This window comes from Streptomyces sp. NPDC020379, assembly GCF_044387105.1.
Classification (GTDB): domain Bacteria; phylum Actinomycetota; class Actinomycetes; order Streptomycetales; family Streptomycetaceae; genus Streptomyces.
This window is the reverse complement of sequence record NZ_JBIRVR010000007.1, coordinates 201370-217844: the sequence shown is the minus strand read 5'-3', so window position 1 is coordinate 217844 and position 16475 is coordinate 201370. Positions and strand designations below refer to the sequence as shown.

The following is a 16475-nucleotide window of genomic DNA, read 5'->3' as shown; positions in this document are numbered from 1 at the left end:
CGGACGCGGCCTCCCGCACGACGGCCCCTCAGGCCAGCGGCTTCTCCAGCACGGCCTTGCGGTGGCTGAACGTCTCGATGGAGTAGCGGCCGTGGTAGTTGCCCATGCCGCTCTCGCCGACCCCGCCGAACGGCAGGTCGGAGACCGTCAGATGGGCCAGCGGAAGGCCGAACCCGAGCCCTCCTGAGGAGGTTTCGGCCGCGAGGCGCCGCCGGGTCGCCTCGGACTCCGTGAAGGCGTAGAGCGCCAGCGGCTTGTCGCGGTCGTTGATGAAGGCGATGGCCTCGTCCAGGCCGGCGACCGTGACGACGGGCAGGAGGGGACCGAAGATCTCCTCCCGCATGACCGGCGCCTCCGGATCGACGTCGGCCAGGACGGTGGGGGCGATGTATTTCGTGGCGCGGTCGGTGCCGCCGCCGGTCACCACGCGTCCGGACCCGAGCAGGGCGGACAGCCGGTCGAAGTGGCGCTCGTTGATGATCCGCCCGTACGTCTCGGACGTCGCGGGGTCGGATCCGTAGAGCTCCTCGACGGCCCGGGCCAGGGCCGGTTCCAGCGCGCGGGCGGTCTCCGGGTCGGTGAGGACGTAGTCGGGCGCCACGCACGTCTGGCCGGCGTTGAGGAATTTGCCGGCCGCCAGCCGCGCCGCCACGACCGTGAGGTCGGTGCCCTTGTCGACGAACACCGGTGACTTGCCGCCGAGTTCGAGGGTGACCGGGGTGAGGTGCCTGGCCGCCGCGGTCATGACGATGCGGCCGACGGTGCCGTTGCCGGTGTAGAAGATGTGGTCGAACCGCTGCTCCAGCAGGGCCGTGGTCTCCGGGATGCCGCCGGTCACGACGGCCACCGCGTCGGCGTCGAGATACCGGGGCAGGAGCCGGGCCAGGGCTGCGGAGGTGGCCGGAGCCAGCTCACTGGGCTTGGCCACCACGGCGTTGCCCGCGGCCAGCGCGCCCACCACGGGGGCGAGCAGCAGTTGCGCCGGGTAGTTCCAGGGCGCGATCACCAGGACGACGCCCAGCGGGTCGTACTGCGTCCAGGCCGTGGCCCCGTCGAGGTGCGCGGGCACCGGGGCCGGCTCGGGCCGCAGCCAGGCGTCGAGGTGGTCGAGGGTGTGGTCGATCTCGCGGATCGTGAAGTCGATCTCGGTGCGGTACGCCTCGTACGCGCTCTTGCCGAGGTCCTCGTGGAGGGCGGCGGCGAGCGCCGCGCCCTCCTCGGTGAGCATGGTGCGCAGGCCGCGCAGCTGGGTGGTGCGCCAGGCGACGGGCTTGGTGCGGCCGGTGCGGAAGGTGGCGCGCAGCCGGGCGACGACGTCGGCGGGCTGCTCGGGAGCGGGGTGGTGCATGGTGCCTCGATCGTGGGTGCGGGGTGCCTCGCCGGTGGGGCTCGGCAGCGGGTGTTTGAGGTCCTCAAGTACCTGCTTCGATGTAAATGCCAATGTTTCAGGATGTCAAGCAACGGCCGGGGCGGCCGACGGCGTCCGCCGTGCCCGGCGGCTCTCGGTCGCGGCCGAGACCGCGAGCAGTGCCACGCCGGCGGCCAGCCAGCACACCAGCGAGACGACGCGGCCGTCGAAGCCCGCGCCGCCGTCGAAGTAGAGCAGGCTGCGGGCGCCCTCGACGAAGCCCGCGCCGTTCCAGAAGGCGTGCAGCGAGCCGAAGAACCCGTTCTGCAGCTCCGGCCGGAAGACGCCGCCCGACGAGGTGAAGTTCAGCATCACGAACAGCACCATCAGCGCCAGCGTCGTCCAGCGCTTGAGAAAGGTGTGCAGGCCGATGCCTATGGTGATGACGCCCGCGGAGTAGAGCCAGCCCATGGCCCACACGGTCGCGTAGTCGTGGTCGACGATGTGGAAGACCGGGCCGGCGAGCGCGATGCCGATGACGCTCACCACGACGGAGGTGGCCAGGCCGATCGCCGCCCGGGTCCACAGCTTGAAGGCCGCGCCGGCGGCCCCGATGGCGGCCACGCTGCCGTACGAGCCGATGCTCAGCGCGACCAGCAGGAAGAAGATGCCCTGCCCGGTCGGGTCGCCCTTGGAGAGCGTGGTGAGGTCGGTGACCGTCAGTGGTACGCCCTGCCGGTCCGCGACGGTGCGGAAGACGGTCGTGGCCGCCACGGCGGTGGTGTCGGAGTTGGCCTTGGCGACCAGCGCCTCGGGGTGCGCGGCGTCCGGTACGTACGCGCCGGCCAGGTCGCGGTCCTCCAGGCGCGCGACGGCGGTCTCGCGGTCCGCGACGGTGGTGACGTCCAGCGTGTCGCCCGCCTTGCTCTGGAGGGTCCGGGCGAGCGTGTCCGCCTTGGCCGAGGTGCCGACGACCGCGATCTTCATCTCGTGCGGTTCGGGCGAGTGGAACGCGCCCAGGTAGGCGAGGCCCATGCCGAGGCACATCAGCAGCGGGGTCAGCAGGTGCAGCGTGACGTGCTTGGCGTGATGGCGCGGCCCGTGCGTGGCGTGGCGTGGTCCGTGCGCGGCTGTGGTCATGGGGGCGGCTCCTCTGGATAGGTTGGTAAATGCAACCAATGTCAGATGTATTATGCAACGAACATGGAGGAGGACGTATGCCCGACCGCGATGTGACCATCGGCACCATCCAGCGCGAGCTGACCGCTTTCGCCCGCCGGGCACGCCACAAGGCCGCTCAGATCCACCCCGAGCTGTCCTTGGTCACCTACACCATGCTCGATCACATGAAGGAGACCGGCGGCTGCCGCGGCACGGATCTGGCCGAGCACTTCCTGCTGGACAAGTCCACGGTCAGCCGGCAGACCGCCGTGCTGGAACGCCTGGGCCTGATCGTCCGCGAGCCCGACCCCGACGACCGCCGGGGCCAGATCCTGCGGCCGTCCGAGGACGGCCTGCGGCTCCTGGAGGAAGCGCACCGGCAGCGCAGAGTGACCTTCGAGGAGCGCTTCACGGAGTGGGGCGACGAGGATCTGGAGCGCTTCTCCGGGTACCTCCAGCGGTACAACGCCGTGAGCTGACTCCTGTCACGGCTTCGCCCCGGTGCCCGGCCGGACGGCCGGGCACCGGGGCGAAGGAAACGACGTGTCGCGAAGCGGGTCAGCCGGTCCTGGCCGCGCGCCTGCGGCGGACAGCGAAGACGCCGCCGGCGAACGCCAGCGCCGCGCCCGAACCGCCAATGACCAGCGGGGCCGGGGACGAGGAGCGGTGTGCCGGGGCCGTGGCCCGGTAGCCGCTGGAGTAGCCCTTCGTGTCGTAGTCCGAGCCCGGCAGCTTGTCGGCGAGACGGCCCTTGAGCAGGGTCTGGTAATCGGCCAGGGACACCGACGCCTTGCCGCCGAGGGCGGTCTTGGCCGCGTCGTTGAGGGGCTCCACGGTGTCGAGCTTCAGCTGGTACCAGGCGTGGTCCTGCGGCGTGGAGAACACCGAGGCCCCCAGATCCCCCTTCGTGGGGTAGGCGGCGTCGCTGTCGCCCTCGCGCACGGCGGCCAGGTGCCAGCCGCCGCCCTGGGTGGCGGCGAGCATGGCGGTCGCGCCGCGGCCGTCGCCGGCGCTGACCGAGGACACCGCGTAGGTGAGCCGGAGGGCCTCGGTGAGGACGGGTTTGGCCTTGCCGGCCACGAAGTCCGGGGTGACCTCGTACAGCGCCACCGGGTCCTTGATGGTGAAGGACGGCACGCCCTGGCACGGGTCAGTCTTGGCGGGAATCGTCTGCGGCCCCCGGGCGCCGCCGTGCGGCACCGGAACGCTGAGGAACCGGCAGACGGAGTTGTGGACGGCCGTCGACTTCACCGCGTCCAGCGCGGCCTGGTAGTCGGGGATGTCGAGCGGGCCGTCGACGGCGTGCGCCGTTCCGGTCGCCGCGGTCAGCACCGCCGACGCGCCCAGCGCGAGGCCGAGGGACAGGCGCGCGAGGTGAGTGGTCCCGGAGCTTCTGTTGTCACGCATGGTGCCCTCCCTAACCCTGGATCCGCTCACGGCTGTGCGTCCACTTGAACGAGCTGTTGCTGACGTAGTCGTTGTAGTTCCACCAGGTGTAGGTCTGGGTGTCCGGCCACGGGTCGCCCACGCCGATCGTGTTGTTCGACTCGTCGTAGCCGTAGATGACGTTCATATGGCCACCGCCGGACGTCCATCCGATGCGCACCGCCATGGGCCGGCCCGCGTTGACCTCGCTGGAGGTCTCGCTGAACGACAGCGGGCTGCTCACTCCCTGGCCGGTGTTGCCGAAGCCCATGCCTTGCCAGGCGCCCGCCATGTCCCCGAGGGTGGCCGGCTGGTTGTCGCAGCTGACGCCGGTCGCGTTGTGCGCGAGATCGCAGAAGTCGGTCTGGCTGTAGTTGTAGCCCCACCAGCTCGCGATGGTGTTGCCCGAGGCGTCCCAGCACCACTGGGTCTTTTCCTGTTTCTGCATATTGATGTCGTCGTAGGCCGCCGCCTGGGCCGTTCCGGTGGTGGCCACCAGGAGCCCCGACACGGTCAGCGCGAGAGCTGACACGGTCGTGGTGAACCTGCTTCTGCTCATCTTTCTTTCCTTCCCGATGGGGTTGGTTGCCGGGTGCATCCAACGCTTCGTAGAGGCGTGAAGAGGACGCGTGGAAAAGAAAGTCGACAAGAAAGTGAGGGGCTTCTCTCCGGTGGGTCCGCGGGTCCGTGGGACCGGAGAGGCGGAATTCCAGGACAGCGCAATGCGTCAATGCTGGCCAGAGGTCTCGCGAGTGCTTCACCCGGACGAGTGGGCGAACATCGTATGAGCAGGCCGGAGTTGGGGGCGAATTTCAGCCCCGTATTTTCCTGGCAGGCGGCCACGGGCCAATTCCCGGCACCGCCCGGAAGTCGTGGAGTTCGCGCTCAGGGATTGCCGGTGTTCCGGCCAGGCTCACCTGAGTTCGGTCGCCGGCCCCGGCGCATGCCGAATGCGGGCCGGGCCGGAGGTCACGGCCACCCGAAGAACGCGCGATAGCACGGCACCTGCTGCTCCAGCATGTGGATGCCGTGGTGCACGCGGCGCCCGGCGGCGCCGGCCGCGCTCAGCAGTGCCGTCTCGTGCGGCTTCATGACGACGTCGACCACCACGGCGTCCGGTCGCACCCTCGTGGGGTCGAAGGGCAGCGGGTCCTCGGGGCGCATGCCCAGCGGCGTCGCGTTGACGGCGAAGCCGGCCGCCTCCAGGTCACCGGGCCCGAGCGCCCGGATCCCGTCCGGCCAGCGGGAACCGAGCCGCAGGAGCAGCGCGTCGAGCCGGTCGCGGTCGGTGTCGTGCACGGACACCCGCGCGGCGCCGGTCATCAGCAACGCCGTGGCGATCGCGCTGCCCGCCCCTCCGGCGCCGACCAGCGCCACGTGGCTGTCGCGCACCGTGTGCCCGGCCGTCCGGAGCCCCTGGACGAATCCGTGCCCGTCGAAGTTCTCGGCGAGCCAGCGGCCGTCGGGGTCGCGCCGCATCGCGTTGGCCGTCCCGATGAGGGCGGCCGCCGGTCCGAGGCCGTCCGCGAGCGCGCACAGGGCCGCCTTGTGCGGAACGGTGACCAGCAGGCCGTCCAGATTGCCGATCCGCTTGAGCCCCTTGACCACCTCGGTGAGATCCCGTGCCCGGGCGTGCACCGGCACCACCACGGCGTCCAGACCGAGTCCGCTCAGCAGGGGGTTGAGCAGGCCGGGCGCCTTGACCTGGGCGACGGGGTCGCCCAGCACCGCGTACAGCCGCGTGGTGCCCGAGACGCCGGCCACCGGCCCAAGGGATTCCATCAGCGGATCCTCTCTGTACCCCGCTCGGATGTTGTCCTACGGTGCTGGAGATGCTCCACAGCTTTGCCGTGACTGCCGCTCGGCACAACCCGGCGTTGCCCTGACGCGCCGTTGTCGTCCCGGCAGTTGCTCCCGACCGCTCCCGACGGAGGGACGAGGCGATCAGATACCTGGGAATCGACATCGGAGGTTCGAAGGTCGCCCTGCGGGTGACAGAGGACACCGGCGGCGAGCCGGGCGGCCGCCGCACCGAGGAGACGTTCCGCTGGCCCGCCGCGAGTGACGTCACCGCGGACCTGGACCTGCTCGCCGCGCGCGTCCGCGGCCTCCTGGAAGGCGGCGAGGGGCCCCTCGCCGGGGCCGGCGTGGCTCTGCCCGCGATCTGCGACGCGGCCGGCAGGGTGCGTACGTGGCCGGGCCGGCCGAGCTGGGCGGGCCTCGATCTGGCGGCCGCCTTCCGGCAGTTGCTGCCCGGTATCCCGGTCGCCTGTGCCGACGACGGTGATCTCGCCGCACTGGCCGAGTCCCGTGCCGCCGACTGCCGGCACCTGCTGTACGTGGGGGTCGGCACGGGCATCGGCGGCGGCATCGTCCACGAAGGCCGCTCCTGGCCGGGTCCCGGCCGCGGCTCGTGCGAGGTCGGCCATGTCGTCGTCGACCGCTCGGGCCCCCGCTGCGACTGCGGGCGCGCCGGGTGCGTCCAGGCGATCGCGTCGGGACCGGCCACCCTCCGCCGCGCCGCCGAGCTGCGCGGCCAGGAGACCGGCTTCGCCGAACTGGCGGCGGGGGCGAACCTTCACGCGCCGTGGGCGCTGACGGCGGTCGACGAGAGCGCCGGGGCGGTCGCCGCCGCCGTGACCGGCATCTGCGAGCTGGCACACCCCGAACTCGTCCTCGTCGGCGGCGGGTTCGCGGCGGGCATGCCGGGATACGTGGCCTCGGTGGCGGCACACGCCGAGCGGCTGGCGCGCCCCGGAACGGATCCGGTGCGGGTGCGGCCGGCGGTGCTCGGCGGGCGGTCGTCCCTGCACGGCGCGGTCCTGCTCGCAACGGAGGCGCACGGGCAGGGAGCCCGGCCCCTGGACGGCGACCGTCTCTTTCGGCGGTTTCTTTCGGCGGGGTGACAGGTAGGGCCGCTCACCGGTCCGATTGAGCACAATCACAGGTGATTTCGCGCATGTTCACCATGCCTCGTGCGCTCGGGGCCGGCAGAAGGAGCCAGCGTCATGCTCGACAGACGGACCGTCATTCGCGCCGGCGCCGGGGTGGCGGCGGCCGCCGCCGTGGCCGGTACGGCCGCCACCGGTGCGGCGGCCGTGGGCCTGCCGGGCGGACGAGGACGCGCGGCGGCGCGCGGGACCGACTGGGCCTCCTTACGCCGTCATCTGTCGGGCGATCTCGTCCTGCCGTCGGACATCGGCTACGAGCGGGCCAGGAAGATCTACAGCGGCCAGTTCGACGGCATCCGCCCGCAGGCCGTCGCGTACTGCCGCACCGAGGAGGACGTACGGACGACCCTCGCGTTCGCCCAGGACAACGCGCTGCCCCTCACCCCGCGCAGCAGTGGGCATAGCTTCGGCGGCTACTCCACGACCGACGGGATCGTCCTGGACGTCTCCGAGTTCCACGCGGTCAGCTTCACCCGGAACACCGTCGTCATGGGCGCGGGCACCCAGCAGGTGGACGCCCTCACCGCCCTGTCGCCGCGCGGCGTCGCCGTGGCGAGCGGCAACTGCCCGGGCGTCTGTCCCGGCGGCTTCGTCCAGGGCGGCGGCCTGGGCTGGCAGAGCCGCAAGTTCGGCATGGCGTGCGACCGGCTGGTCTCCGCCCGGGTCGTGCTCGCCGACGGCCGTGCCGTGACGGCCTCCGCCACCGAACACCCCGACCTGTTCTGGGCGATGCGCGGCGGGGGCGGCGGCAACTTCGGCGTCGTCACCAGCTTCGAGCTGCGCCCCACGGACGTGCCCTGCGTCGTCAGCTACAACCTCACCTGGCCGTGGGAGTCGGCGCGGCGGGTCATCGAGGCGTGGCAGCACTGGATCATCGACGGCCCCCGGGACCTCGGCGCCGCGCTGGCCGTGCAGTGGCCGGACGCCGGCACCGGCGCGCCGGTCGTGGTCGTCACCGGCGCCTGGCTGGGCGCGCCGGACGCGCTCGCCCCCCTGCTGGACTCCCTGGTGGCCTCGGTGGGCGGCACGCCCGCCACCCGCTCCGCCAAGACGCTCTCCCAGCACGACGCGATGATGGCCCAGTACGGCTGCGCCGACCTCACTCCCGAGCAGTGCCACACGGTCGGCTACTCGCCCGAGGCCGCACTGCCCCGGCAGAATTTCTCCATGGACCGCAACCGGCTCTTCTCCCGGGCCATCGGGGAAGAAGGCGTCGAGCGGATCCTGGAGGCGTACGCCGCCGACCCGCGCGCCGGGCAGTTCCGCTTCCTGAGCTTCTTCGCCCTCGGCGGGGCCGCCAACCGCCTTGACCGCGCCGCCACCGCGTACGTCCACCGCGACACCGAGTTCTACCTCGGGTTCTCGGTCGGTCTGAACGACCCGAAGTACACGGAGGAGGACGAGCGGCTCGGCCGCGCCTGGGCCGCGCGGGGGCTGCGCACGCTGGGGCCGTACTCCAACGGCGAGAGCTACCAGAACTTCATCGACCCGGAGCTCGGCGACTGGAAGTCGGCCTACTACGCCGAGAACTACGGCCGCCTGGCCGCCGTCAAGGCGGCCTACGACCCGCACCGGCTGTTCTCCTTCGCGCAGGCCGTCTGACCTTCCGTGGCCTCTCCCGGGAGGAGCCTCTTCGAGGGGGTCTCTTCCCGGGAGGCCACGGAAACCTGTTCCTCTACGCCGCTCCTGTGGGCACTGGTGCGCCCGTGCGCTTCTGTGTGATTGAGTGAAGTCCGGTCGCGCAGAGACCAGTTGCCGTGGAGGGGGCGCCAGTTGCGAGCATCAGCGGTGGAGAGGGTGGAGCTGATCCGCTGGCCGGTGGAGTCCGACCGGAGGGAGCGCTGCCGCGACCGGGGCGTCATGCGGATCCTGGTGCTGGAGGCCGGGGCCGAGGCGCCCTTGTGCGTCGACCTCAAGGAGGACTGGGTCCGCGCTCCCGTCAGCGCCGACGATCTGCGGGCCCGCGCCGAGGCGCTGCGGATCAGGGCAGCCGCCGCCGAGTCCCGGCCCGAGGTCGACCCGAACGGAGTGCTGCGCTTCCGGTGGCGCTCCGCCCTGCTCTCGCCCACCGAGGCCCGGCTCGTCGCCCGGCTCACCGAGTCCTACGCCGAGGTCGTCACCCGCGACGATCTGCTCCGTCTGCCGCAGGGGCGTACCGTGCCGAGCCGCAACGCCCTCGACCTGCACATCATGCGGATCCGGCGGCGTCTCGCCGCGCTGGGCCTGAGGGTGCGCACCGTCCGGGGGCGTGGCTACGTCCTGGAGAGCGCGGAAAGCGGGGAAGGCGGGGAAGGGGACTGAGCGCCGAGCGCGGCCGCGTGTCCGCACCGGACGCCCTTACGAGTGAGGAGCCCGAAGTGCCGCAGCCCCAGCACAGCCGCATCGACGTCGAGTTGGGCGAGAGGTCCTATCCCGTGCACGTCGGACCGGGGGTCCGCCACCTCCTCCCCGGCATCGTCGCCTCCCTCGGCGCGCGCCGGGCCGCCGTGGTGACCGCCCGGCCCCCCGACCTGGTGCCCGATCCCGGGGTGCCCGCGCTGATCGTCCGGGCGCGGGACGGCGAGCGGCACAAGACGCTCGCGACCGTCGAGGACCTGTGCCGGAAGTTCACCACCTTCGGCATCACGCGCCACGACGTCGTCGTCTCCTGCGGAGGAGGCTCGACCACCGACACCGTCGGCCTGGCGGCGGCGCTGCACCACCGGGGTGTGCCGGTGGTGCACCTGCCGACCACCCTCCTGGCGCAGGTGGACGCGAGCGTCGGCGGCAAGACCGCGGTCAACCTGCCCGAGGGCAAGAACCTCGTGGGCGCCTACTGGCAGCCCAAGGCCGTGCTGTGCGACACCTCGTACCTGCGGACGCTGCCCGCCGAGGAGTGGACCAACGGCTACGGCGAGATAGCGCGCTGCCACTTCATCGGCGCGGGCGACCTCCGCGGCCTCGCCGTCCACGAACAGGTCACCGCGAGCCTGCGGCTGAAGGCGTCCGTCGTCGCGGCCGACGAGCGGGACTCCGGCCTGCGGCACATCCTCAACTACGGCCACACGCTGGGCCACGCGCTGGAGACCGCCACGGACTTCGCCCTCCGGCACGGCCTGGGCGTGGCGATCGGGACGGTCTTCGCGGGCCGGCTCGCCGAGGCGCTGGGCCGCATCGGCGCCGACCGCGCGCGCGAGCACACCGAGGTCGTCCGCCACTACGGACTCCCGGAAGCCCTTCCGGCGGGCACCGACATCACCGAGCTCGTCGCCCTGATGCGGCACGACAAGAAGGCCACGTCCGGACTGGCCTTCGTGCTCGACGGGCCGTCCGGCGTGGAACTGGTGCCCGGGATCCCGGAGGACGTCGTCCTGCGCACGCTCGCGGCGATGCCGCGGGAGGGCGACTGACAGGGTTCACAGGCGGCCGTAGGCGCGCAAGGTGCGCAGGGCGGCGAGGGTGACGACCGGGCGCCACTCCAGCCGTGACCCGGGTGCCCACGCGCGCCACAGGATCGGCCACCCGCCGTCCTCCTCCTGCCGGGCCGCGAGGAAGTCCAGGCAGTCCTCCATCTCCCGGCCGGTGAACCACTGCCTGGCCAGGGAGGCGGGGGAGTGGGCGACGTCGTAGGGAAAGTGGTGCTCGCCCGGCGCGTACCCCGGCGGCACAGGGAACTCCTCCGCACGCTCCGGATCGGTCACATACATCCGCCGCCCGCGCGTCATGTCCCCCAGCCGGAGGGCCACCGGCAGCGCCCGGTCGCGGTCGGGCACGCCGTCGAGGAAGTCGACCGCGGCCTCCACCTCGTAGGGGTGGGTGGCGTCCAGCGCGCCGGCGGCCGCCCAGCAGAATTCCGCGGCGCGCTCCACCCATGGATGGCGGATGCCGTTGCGCAGCAGCAGCCCGACGACGGGACCGGTGGACAGCAGCGCGCCCGGGGGATCGTCCCGCAGGGGCAGGACGGATGCCGAGGGGTAGCCGCGGAGCGAGGGATGGATGGCCGGCAGGGCTCCGTCGGGCGCGCTGATGGCCTCGAAATGCCGCAGGAGACCCGCCGTTCGGGTCTCGTCGCAGCGGCCGATCTCGTCCAGCACCCGCAGCGCGAAGGCCGCGTGCAGGGGCTGCGGGCCCGGTCCGCGCAGATCCGGTTCCAGCGCGAAGCCGAAGCCTCCGTCGGGCCGCTGATAGCCCCTCAGCGCCGCCTCCACCCCGTCGGGGTCGGGTGTGCGGAAATGGTGGGCGAAGCGGCGCTGTTCCAGCAGCCGCGCGGTGAGCCAGATGTGACCCTCGGCTCGGACGACGGGATGACTCACTGGAGGGAACCTTTCGCATGGGGCCGATGGCGTCAAGTGACTGGTGATGCCGACAAGTTCAGGAGAAAGTAGAGTGTTTCGATTCGGGAGGGGAGTGGTGTTTCTATGTCGATCGAGCTGTCCGAGCCGTTGAAGAAGGCCCTGGATTCCCTCGTGTTCGGCGTCGTGGCGACTGTCGGCCCCGACGGCCGTCCGCACCAGTCCGTCGTGTGGGTCCGGCGTGAGGGCTCCGACGTACTGTTCACGATTCTGCGCGGCAGCCGCAAGGAGAAGAACATCCTGAACGACGCGCGCGTGAGCGTGCTGCTCCACCCGGCGGACGCCCCTTACACCTATGCCGCGATCCGGGGCACCGCGCACTTCATGGATGTGCCGGACCCCGGCGCCTTCTTCGATGAATTCTCCCTGAAATACCGGGGGATGCCCTATCGCGAGTCCTTCCCCGAGCCGCCGGACGAGAGCGCCATCGTCGCCGTCCGGGTCGTTCCCGAGGCGGTCTTCGAGCAGTGGTGATGACAAGCCGGTGAACCGGTGCGGCGGACCCGTCGGCGGGTCCGCCGCACCGCGATCGGCGCCCTGCTCGCGGGCAGGGGCTCAGACGCGTGGTTCGGTGACCATGGGCAGGGGGCCCACGGCGACCAGGGCCCGGGGCTCCGGCCGGACCACGGTGCCGGGCACGGGCCGCAGCCGCCAGCGGGCGGCCACCATCGTCATCGCGAGCGTCGTCTCGTTCATCGCGAACTCGTCGCCGATGCACTTCCGGCTGCCGGTCCCGAAGGGGATCATCGCGCCGCGCGGCACGTCCTTGGCCCGCTCCGGCAGCCACCGGTCGGGGTCGAAGCGCTCGGCATCGGGGAACAGGCGCCGGTCACGCTGGAGGGCGTACGTGCTGTAGATGATGACCGTTCCGGCCGGCATGCGTACGCCGCCGAGTTCGGTCTCCTCGGAGACGACCCGGGTGACCAGCCAGCCGGGCGGGTACAGCCGGAGCACCTCGGTGATGACGCGCCGGGCGTAGTCCGGCTCGTCCTTGTGGCCTGCCGTCCGGTCCGCCCCGTCCGGCTCCCCGGCGGGGGAGCTGTCGGCCAGTTCCTGCAGCCGGGCCTCGCAGCCGGGGTTCTCGCCGAGCAGGTGGAAGGTCCAGGTGAGTGCCGTCGCGGTGGTCTCGGTGGAGGCCATCAGGAAGTTCATCACCTGGTCGTGGATCTCCGCGTCGGAGAGCCGGTCGCCGGTGGCCTCGTCGCGGGCGGCCAGCAGCCCGGAGAGCAGGTCACCGTGGTCCGTTCCCGCCGCCCGGTAGGTGGCGATGATGTCGTCGACGATGGAGCGCAGTCGCCGCAGCGCCTCGTCGAAGCGGCGGTTGCCCGGCGTCGGCGTCCGGTGGAGGAGACCCAGCGGGGAGACCATCCGCTCGTACATGCCCTCCATCACCACGGGGAGGTGACGCAGGATGCCTTCGACGGCCGGGGTGCCGATCTCCGTGGACAGCAGCACCCGTGCGCCGATCCGTGCCGTCAGCGCGTGGAAGACGTCGTTGACGTCGATGATCCCGCCGGGCCGCCAGCGGTCCATCTCCGCCTCCAGCTCCCGGCGCATGACCTCGGTGTAGGTGGCCAGGCGGCCGCGGCGGAAGGAGGGCTGCACCAGCAGGCGCTGACGGCGGTGGTCCCTGAAGGGGCAGTTGCCCAGGCTGTTGCCCATGAGCAGCTTGGTCTTCTCGTAGAACGGCCCGCCCCGGTCGAAGGTCCGCGGGTCCGCCAGGACCTGCCCGATCAGGTCGGGGTGGCAGGCCATATAGGCGGGCGTGCGGCCGAGCGAGACCTTCACCAGGTCGCCCCGGTAGGGGAGGGCCGTGAGGAATTCCAGGGGCATGCGGCGCAGCGGGATGGTGTGGCCGATCAGCGGCAGCCGCCCCGGGGCCTCGGTGACGGTCCAGGGGCCCGCCTGCCGGGGGGCTTCTCGCGTGGGTTTCACCGGCCCTCCCTCCCGTCGTCGCCCTGGGCCCGGGGGAGAGGTTTCCGCGCGGTGACCACCGAGTAGCCGACCTCCTCCACCGAGCCCATGCGGTCGATGCCGTCGACCATGCGGTGGAACGCCTCGTCGTCCATGTGGGAGCCCAGCTCGTCCCTGGCCGCGCGCATCTTCGCCGCGACCGCCGCGTACGACGGCCGTACCTCGTCCCCGATGTCGAGGAACTCCACCACCTCCAGCCCCGCCGACCGCATGCGGTCCTCGTACGCCTCGCGGGTGAGGACGGGGCCCTGCTGGAAGTTGTCGTTGGCGGTGTCGACGATCGCCCTGGACGCTTCGCTCAGCGGCCGGCGCAGCACGAAGTCCGTCACGGTCACCCGGCCGCCCGGGCGCAGGATCCGGGCGATCTCGGTGAAGACGTCGGTGCGTTCCAGGGCGTGGCAGATGCTCTCGATGGCGTAACAGGCGTCGAACGAGCCGTCGGGAAAGGGGAGCGCGAGCATGTCACCGATGTGGAATTCGGTGGTGTCGTCGCCCTCCTTCTCGGCGAGCTCCCGGGACAGGCTCACTTGATACGGGTTGATGGACACCCCGGTGGCCTTCACCCGGTGCCGCGCGGCGATGCGCAAGGTGGCCTTGCCGTTGCCCGACCCCACGTCGAGCACCCGCTCCCCGGGGGTGAGGCCCAGGCGCTCCGAGACGTGGTCGGTCAGCCGGTCACCGGCCTCTTCGACGCTCGTGGGGACGTCGGGGCCCGCCCAGTAGCCGCCGTGCATGTAGCCGCCTTCCGCGTGCACCATCAAGTCGGTGACGCGGTTGTAGAGTTCGACCATCTGGTCGGAGGCGGACGCGGTGTCGGTCATGCCGCTCACTTCCCCGGGCGCTGGGCGACGAGCAGCAGATAGCCGAACTCCTTGATGCCGATGAGGTCGCCGGGGTCGAACTGGTCCACCATCTCCTCGCCGAATTCCGTCTCCAGGCGCTCCTTCGACGCGTTGATGCGCTCCGAGAGCACCACGAAGGTCTTCTCCAGGGTCTGGTCGCTGATGTCGAGGAACTCCTCCAGCCACAGGCCCGCCCCGCGCAGCAGGGGAGGATACGTCTCGGCGCTGACCATGGTCATCATGAAGTCGTGGAGATAGCGCTGGACGGCCGCCCGCCCCTCGGGGGCGAGGGGGGCCCGCTCGAAGAAGTCGGTGAGCACCAGGCGGCCCCCGGGCCGCAGCACCCGGCCGACCTGGGCGAGGACCTGGGCGCGGTCGGGCATGTGGATGATCGATTCGAGGGCGATGACCGCGTCGAAGCTCCCGTCCTCGAAGGGGAGGTCCATCGCGTCGGCCCGCTGGAAGCGCGCCCGGTCGGCGAGGCCGGAGTCCTCGGCCAGCGCGTTGGCCCGGGCGACCTGCTCCTTGCTCACCGAGATGCCCGTGACGTGCGCGCCGCTCAGGCGGGCGATGCGCACGCCGGGTGTCCCCACGCCGCAGCCGAGGTCCAGGACGCGGGAGCCGGAGCCGACGCGCAGCCGCTCGGTCATCATGTCGGTGAGCCGGTCGGTGGCCTCGGCCAGCGGCACCTGGCTGCCGGGGGAGTCCCAGTAGCCGAAGTGCAGGTTCTCGCCGAGGGACGCGGCCCCCAGGGCGGTGAACCGGTCGTAGAGCGCGCCCACTTCGTCGGAGGCGGGCGAGGGCATGGGGAGGTCGGACAGCTCGGAGTGCGGCATGGATGAGCCTCTCGTGAAGGTCGGGGGTCTGGGCCGGTCGGGGGTCAGGAGACGCGGAGGTCCCGGTAGACGGCGTCGGCGAGGCGGATGATGCGCTCGCGGTGGCGTTCGTGCTCCACCTTCCCGTTGAGGTGGAGGGCGACGACGAGAGCGGCGTCCGGGTCGGCGAACACCACCGCGGTCCACAGGCCGTCGTGCCCGTAGGACCGGGGGGAGGTGTACGAGCCGAAGCTGGTGAACCGCGGGTCCAGCCGGCGGCATTCGAGGCGGAAGCCCATGCCCCAGTCGGCGTTGCCGTAGCGGTCCGTCAGGCCGGTGCGGTGCCGGGCCGTGAGGGCGGCGACGGTCGGCGGCGCCAGGACGCGCCCGCCGGGCGCGGACCCGCCGCGCAGCAGCATCTCGAAGAGCCTTCCCATGTCGCGCAGCGGGCCCCGGGTGTTGACCCCGGGGATGCAGCGTGTGGTGGCCGCCTCGGTGGACCACCAGTGGGTGGGCCGCGGGCCGCCTTCCGGGTTGCTCACATGGATCAGCGGCAGCTCGTCCCCGAGCGCGGCGAACCCGTCGCGGTCCAGCTGGACATGGGTGGCGGACATGCCGCACGGCCCCAGGATCTCCTCCTGGACGTACGTGCCGTACTCCCTGCCGTCGACGGCGGGGAGGATGCGCGCCAGGACGAACCAGGCCCACCACTGGCTGTAGTTGATGCCGGGCACACCTCCCGGGCGCGGTGCCACCGGCACCTCGAAGGCGCGGCGCAGGCGTTCCTCGTCCGGGCCGGCCACGACGCCGTGCAGCGGATCGTCGCCGGTGGGCAGCGGGCCCGTGTGGGTCAGCAGCTCCATCGAGGTGATGGACTCCTTGCCCCGGTTGCCGAACTCGGGCAGATAGTGCGCCACGGGCAGGTACGGGTCGTAGACTCCCGCTTCCCACAGGCGGCCCAGGGCGACCGACAGCAGTGGCTTGGCGCAGCAGTACCACAAGGGGAGCGACCGGTGGGTCATCGCGACCCCGGGACGGGCCAGCCCCAGTCCCGCGTCCGCGAGCGGGACCCCGTCGCGGGAGACGTAGATCTGCGCCCCCGGGGTGGAGGTGCCCACCTCGCGCTCCAGCTCCCGCATGGTGCCGGGAAGTGCCGCACGGGCGCCCCGGACGGCCTCGGCCGCTTCCTCGGTGCCGGGCGGGGGGGCCGCTGCGCGCGCCGGGGCACCGGGCGTGCCACCGAGCGCGGCCACATGGCCCGATCCGTCGCGCTCCAGCGCGGCGTCGATGAAGAACAGCAGGCTGAAGTTGCCCTCGGCCCGGACGTCACCCCGCTCGAAGACACCGGCCCGCTCCCGCGCCGGGCCGAGCAGCAGGGCGCGGGCGGCCGCCAGGGGCAGCCGGATCCGCAGCCCCGGGCTCTCGCCGGCCGCGGCCGTGAGACCCAGCCGCCCGGAGACCAGGTCCACCCGCACGTCGACCGCCGGCGGCGTATCGGCCGGTGGGTCGGTGAGCTCCAGGCGGAGCGCGACCGTGCTGCGCTCGCCGGCCGGCGGGCGTTCGAGCTTCCGGGCCCCGTCGAGCCAGGCGGTGGACAGGAACGGCGCGGTGGACAGGGTGTCGGGCAC

The 16475-nt window shown here is 72.1% G+C and carries 16 protein-coding genes; 6 read left to right on the top strand and 10 right to left on the bottom strand.

All coding sequences use genetic code 11. The features are described 5' to 3' along the window. Nucleotides 1–28 precede the first annotated feature (28 nt). Complete coding sequence (locus ACH427_RS12265; protein WP_398869463.1) at nucleotides 29–1348, bottom strand: aldehyde dehydrogenase family protein; 1320 nt, start codon at nucleotides 1346–1348, stop codon at nucleotides 29–31. Nucleotides 1349–1453: 105 nt separating this feature from the next. Next, complete coding sequence (locus ACH427_RS12260) at nucleotides 1454–2488, bottom strand: hypothetical protein (protein ID WP_398869361.1); 1035 nt, start codon at nucleotides 2486–2488, stop codon at nucleotides 1454–1456. A gap of 77 nt (nucleotides 2489–2565) precedes the next feature. On the opposite strand from ACH427_RS12260, the gene ACH427_RS12255 reads away from it, so the two are divergent. Next, complete coding sequence (locus ACH427_RS12255; RefSeq protein ID WP_398869360.1) at nucleotides 2566–2988, top strand: MarR family winged helix-turn-helix transcriptional regulator; 423 nt, start codon at nucleotides 2566–2568, stop codon at nucleotides 2986–2988. A 79-nt stretch (nucleotides 2989–3067) separates the two neighbouring features. Here ACH427_RS12255 and ACH427_RS12250 read toward each other — a convergent pair whose 3' ends face one another. The 3 genes from ACH427_RS12250 to ACH427_RS12240 form a co-directional block, all read right to left on the bottom strand. Then, nucleotides 3068–3916 (bottom strand): hypothetical protein, encoded by an 849-nt coding sequence (locus tag ACH427_RS12250; RefSeq protein WP_398869359.1) that lies wholly within the window; start codon nucleotides 3914–3916, stop codon nucleotides 3068–3070. A gap of 10 nt (nucleotides 3917–3926) precedes the next feature. Further along, on the bottom strand, nucleotides 3927–4493 hold the full coding sequence (locus tag ACH427_RS12245; protein ID WP_398869358.1) for a papain-like cysteine protease family protein: 567 nt from the start codon (nucleotides 4491–4493) through the stop codon (nucleotides 3927–3929). 410 nt (nucleotides 4494–4903) lie between these two features. Continuing rightward, nucleotides 4904–5716, bottom strand: coding sequence for a shikimate dehydrogenase family protein (locus tag ACH427_RS12240; protein ID WP_398869357.1), 813 nt, complete (start codon nucleotides 5714–5716; stop codon nucleotides 4904–4906). 209 nt (nucleotides 5717–5925) lie between these two features. On the opposite strand from ACH427_RS12240, the gene ACH427_RS12235 reads away from it, so the two are divergent. The 4 genes from ACH427_RS12235 to ACH427_RS12220 all read left to right on the top strand — a co-directional run bounded on the left by ACH427_RS12235 (nucleotide 5926) and on the right by ACH427_RS12220 (nucleotide 10274). Further along, nucleotides 5926–6840 carry an ROK family protein gene (locus ACH427_RS12235; protein ID WP_398869356.1) on the top strand — a complete coding sequence of 305 codons (915 nt, stop codon included), beginning with the start codon at nucleotides 5926–5928 and terminating at the stop codon, nucleotides 6838–6840. Nucleotides 6841–6942: 102 nt separating this feature from the next. After that, nucleotides 6943–8487, top strand: coding sequence for an FAD-binding oxidoreductase (locus tag ACH427_RS12230; RefSeq protein ID WP_398869355.1), 1545 nt, complete (start codon nucleotides 6943–6945; stop codon nucleotides 8485–8487). A 171-nt stretch (nucleotides 8488–8658) separates the two neighbouring features. Then, nucleotides 8659–9186, top strand: coding sequence for a winged helix-turn-helix domain-containing protein (locus tag ACH427_RS12225; RefSeq protein ID WP_398869354.1), 528 nt, complete (start codon nucleotides 8659–8661; stop codon nucleotides 9184–9186). Between the two features lie 56 nt (nucleotides 9187–9242). Continuing rightward, complete coding sequence (locus ACH427_RS12220) at nucleotides 9243–10274, top strand: 3-dehydroquinate synthase family protein (protein ID WP_398869353.1); 1032 nt, start codon at nucleotides 9243–9245, stop codon at nucleotides 10272–10274. Nucleotides 10275–10280: 6 nt separating this feature from the next. On the opposite strand, the gene ACH427_RS12215 is transcribed toward ACH427_RS12220, so the two are convergent. Continuing rightward, a complete protein-coding gene (locus ACH427_RS12215) occupies nucleotides 10281–11177 on the bottom strand; it encodes a hypothetical protein (RefSeq protein ID WP_398869352.1) in 897 nt (298 codons plus the stop codon). A 105-nt stretch (nucleotides 11178–11282) separates the two neighbouring features. On the opposite strand from ACH427_RS12215, the gene ACH427_RS12210 reads away from it, so the two are divergent. Further along, a complete protein-coding gene (locus ACH427_RS12210) occupies nucleotides 11283–11690 on the top strand; it encodes a PPOX class F420-dependent oxidoreductase (RefSeq protein WP_398869351.1) in 408 nt (135 codons plus the stop codon). A gap of 81 nt (nucleotides 11691–11771) precedes the next feature. Here the strand turns inward: ACH427_RS12210 and ACH427_RS12205 are convergent, their stop codons facing one another. From ACH427_RS12205 to ACH427_RS12190, 4 genes are read right to left on the bottom strand one after another with little or no spacing between them, the layout of a single operon-like run. Continuing rightward, nucleotides 11772–13151 (bottom strand): cytochrome P450, encoded by a 1380-nt coding sequence (locus ACH427_RS12205; protein ID WP_398869350.1) that lies wholly within the window; start codon nucleotides 13149–13151, stop codon nucleotides 11772–11774. Further along, nucleotides 13148–14011, bottom strand: coding sequence for an SAM-dependent methyltransferase (locus ACH427_RS12200; RefSeq protein ID WP_398869349.1), 864 nt, complete (start codon nucleotides 14009–14011; stop codon nucleotides 13148–13150). Before ACH427_RS12200 ends, ACH427_RS12205 begins: the two co-directional genes overlap by 4 nt. Nucleotides 14012–14016: 5 nt before the next feature. Then, nucleotides 14017–14868 carry a methyltransferase domain-containing protein gene (locus ACH427_RS12195; protein ID WP_398869348.1) on the bottom strand — a complete coding sequence of 284 codons (852 nt, stop codon included), beginning with the start codon at nucleotides 14866–14868 and terminating at the stop codon, nucleotides 14017–14019. A 44-nt stretch (nucleotides 14869–14912) separates the two neighbouring features. Next, the gene (locus tag ACH427_RS12190) at nucleotides 14913–16475 is read right to left on the bottom strand and encodes a serine hydrolase domain-containing protein (protein ID WP_398869347.1); all 1563 of its coding nucleotides are present in this window, start codon (nucleotides 16473–16475) and stop codon (nucleotides 14913–14915) included.

Excerpts from the sequence above, each read along its gene's own strand:
- ACH427_RS12265 (WP_398869463.1), bottom strand. The coding sequence starts at position 1,348 with ATGCACCACCCCGCTCCCGAGCAGCCCGCCGACGTCGTCGCCCGGCTG.
- ACH427_RS12210 (WP_398869351.1), top strand. The coding sequence starts at position 11,283 with ATGTCGATCGAGCTGTCCGAGCCGTTGAAGAAGGCCCTGGATTCCCTC.
- ACH427_RS12230 (WP_398869355.1), top strand. The coding sequence starts at position 6,943 with ATGCTCGACAGACGGACCGTCATTCGCGCCGGCGCCGGGGTGGCGGCG.
- ACH427_RS12255 (WP_398869360.1), top strand. The coding sequence starts at position 2,566 with ATGCCCGACCGCGATGTGACCATCGGCACCATCCAGCGCGAGCTGACC.
- ACH427_RS12245 (WP_398869358.1), bottom strand. The coding sequence starts at position 4,493 with ATGAGCAGAAGCAGGTTCACCACGACCGTGTCAGCTCTCGCGCTGACC.
- ACH427_RS12200 (WP_398869349.1), bottom strand. The coding sequence starts at position 14,011 with ATGACCGACACCGCGTCCGCCTCCGACCAGATGGTCGAACTCTACAAC.
- ACH427_RS12195 (WP_398869348.1), bottom strand. The coding sequence starts at position 14,868 with ATGCCGCACTCCGAGCTGTCCGACCTCCCCATGCCCTCGCCCGCCTCC.
- ACH427_RS12260 (WP_398869361.1), bottom strand. The coding sequence starts at position 2,488 with ATGACCACAGCCGCGCACGGACCACGCCACGCCACGCACGGGCCGCGC.
- ACH427_RS12250 (WP_398869359.1), bottom strand. The coding sequence starts at position 3,916 with ATGCGTGACAACAGAAGCTCCGGGACCACTCACCTCGCGCGCCTGTCC.
- ACH427_RS12240 (WP_398869357.1), bottom strand. The coding sequence starts at position 5,716 with ATGGAATCCCTTGGGCCGGTGGCCGGCGTCTCGGGCACCACGCGGCTG.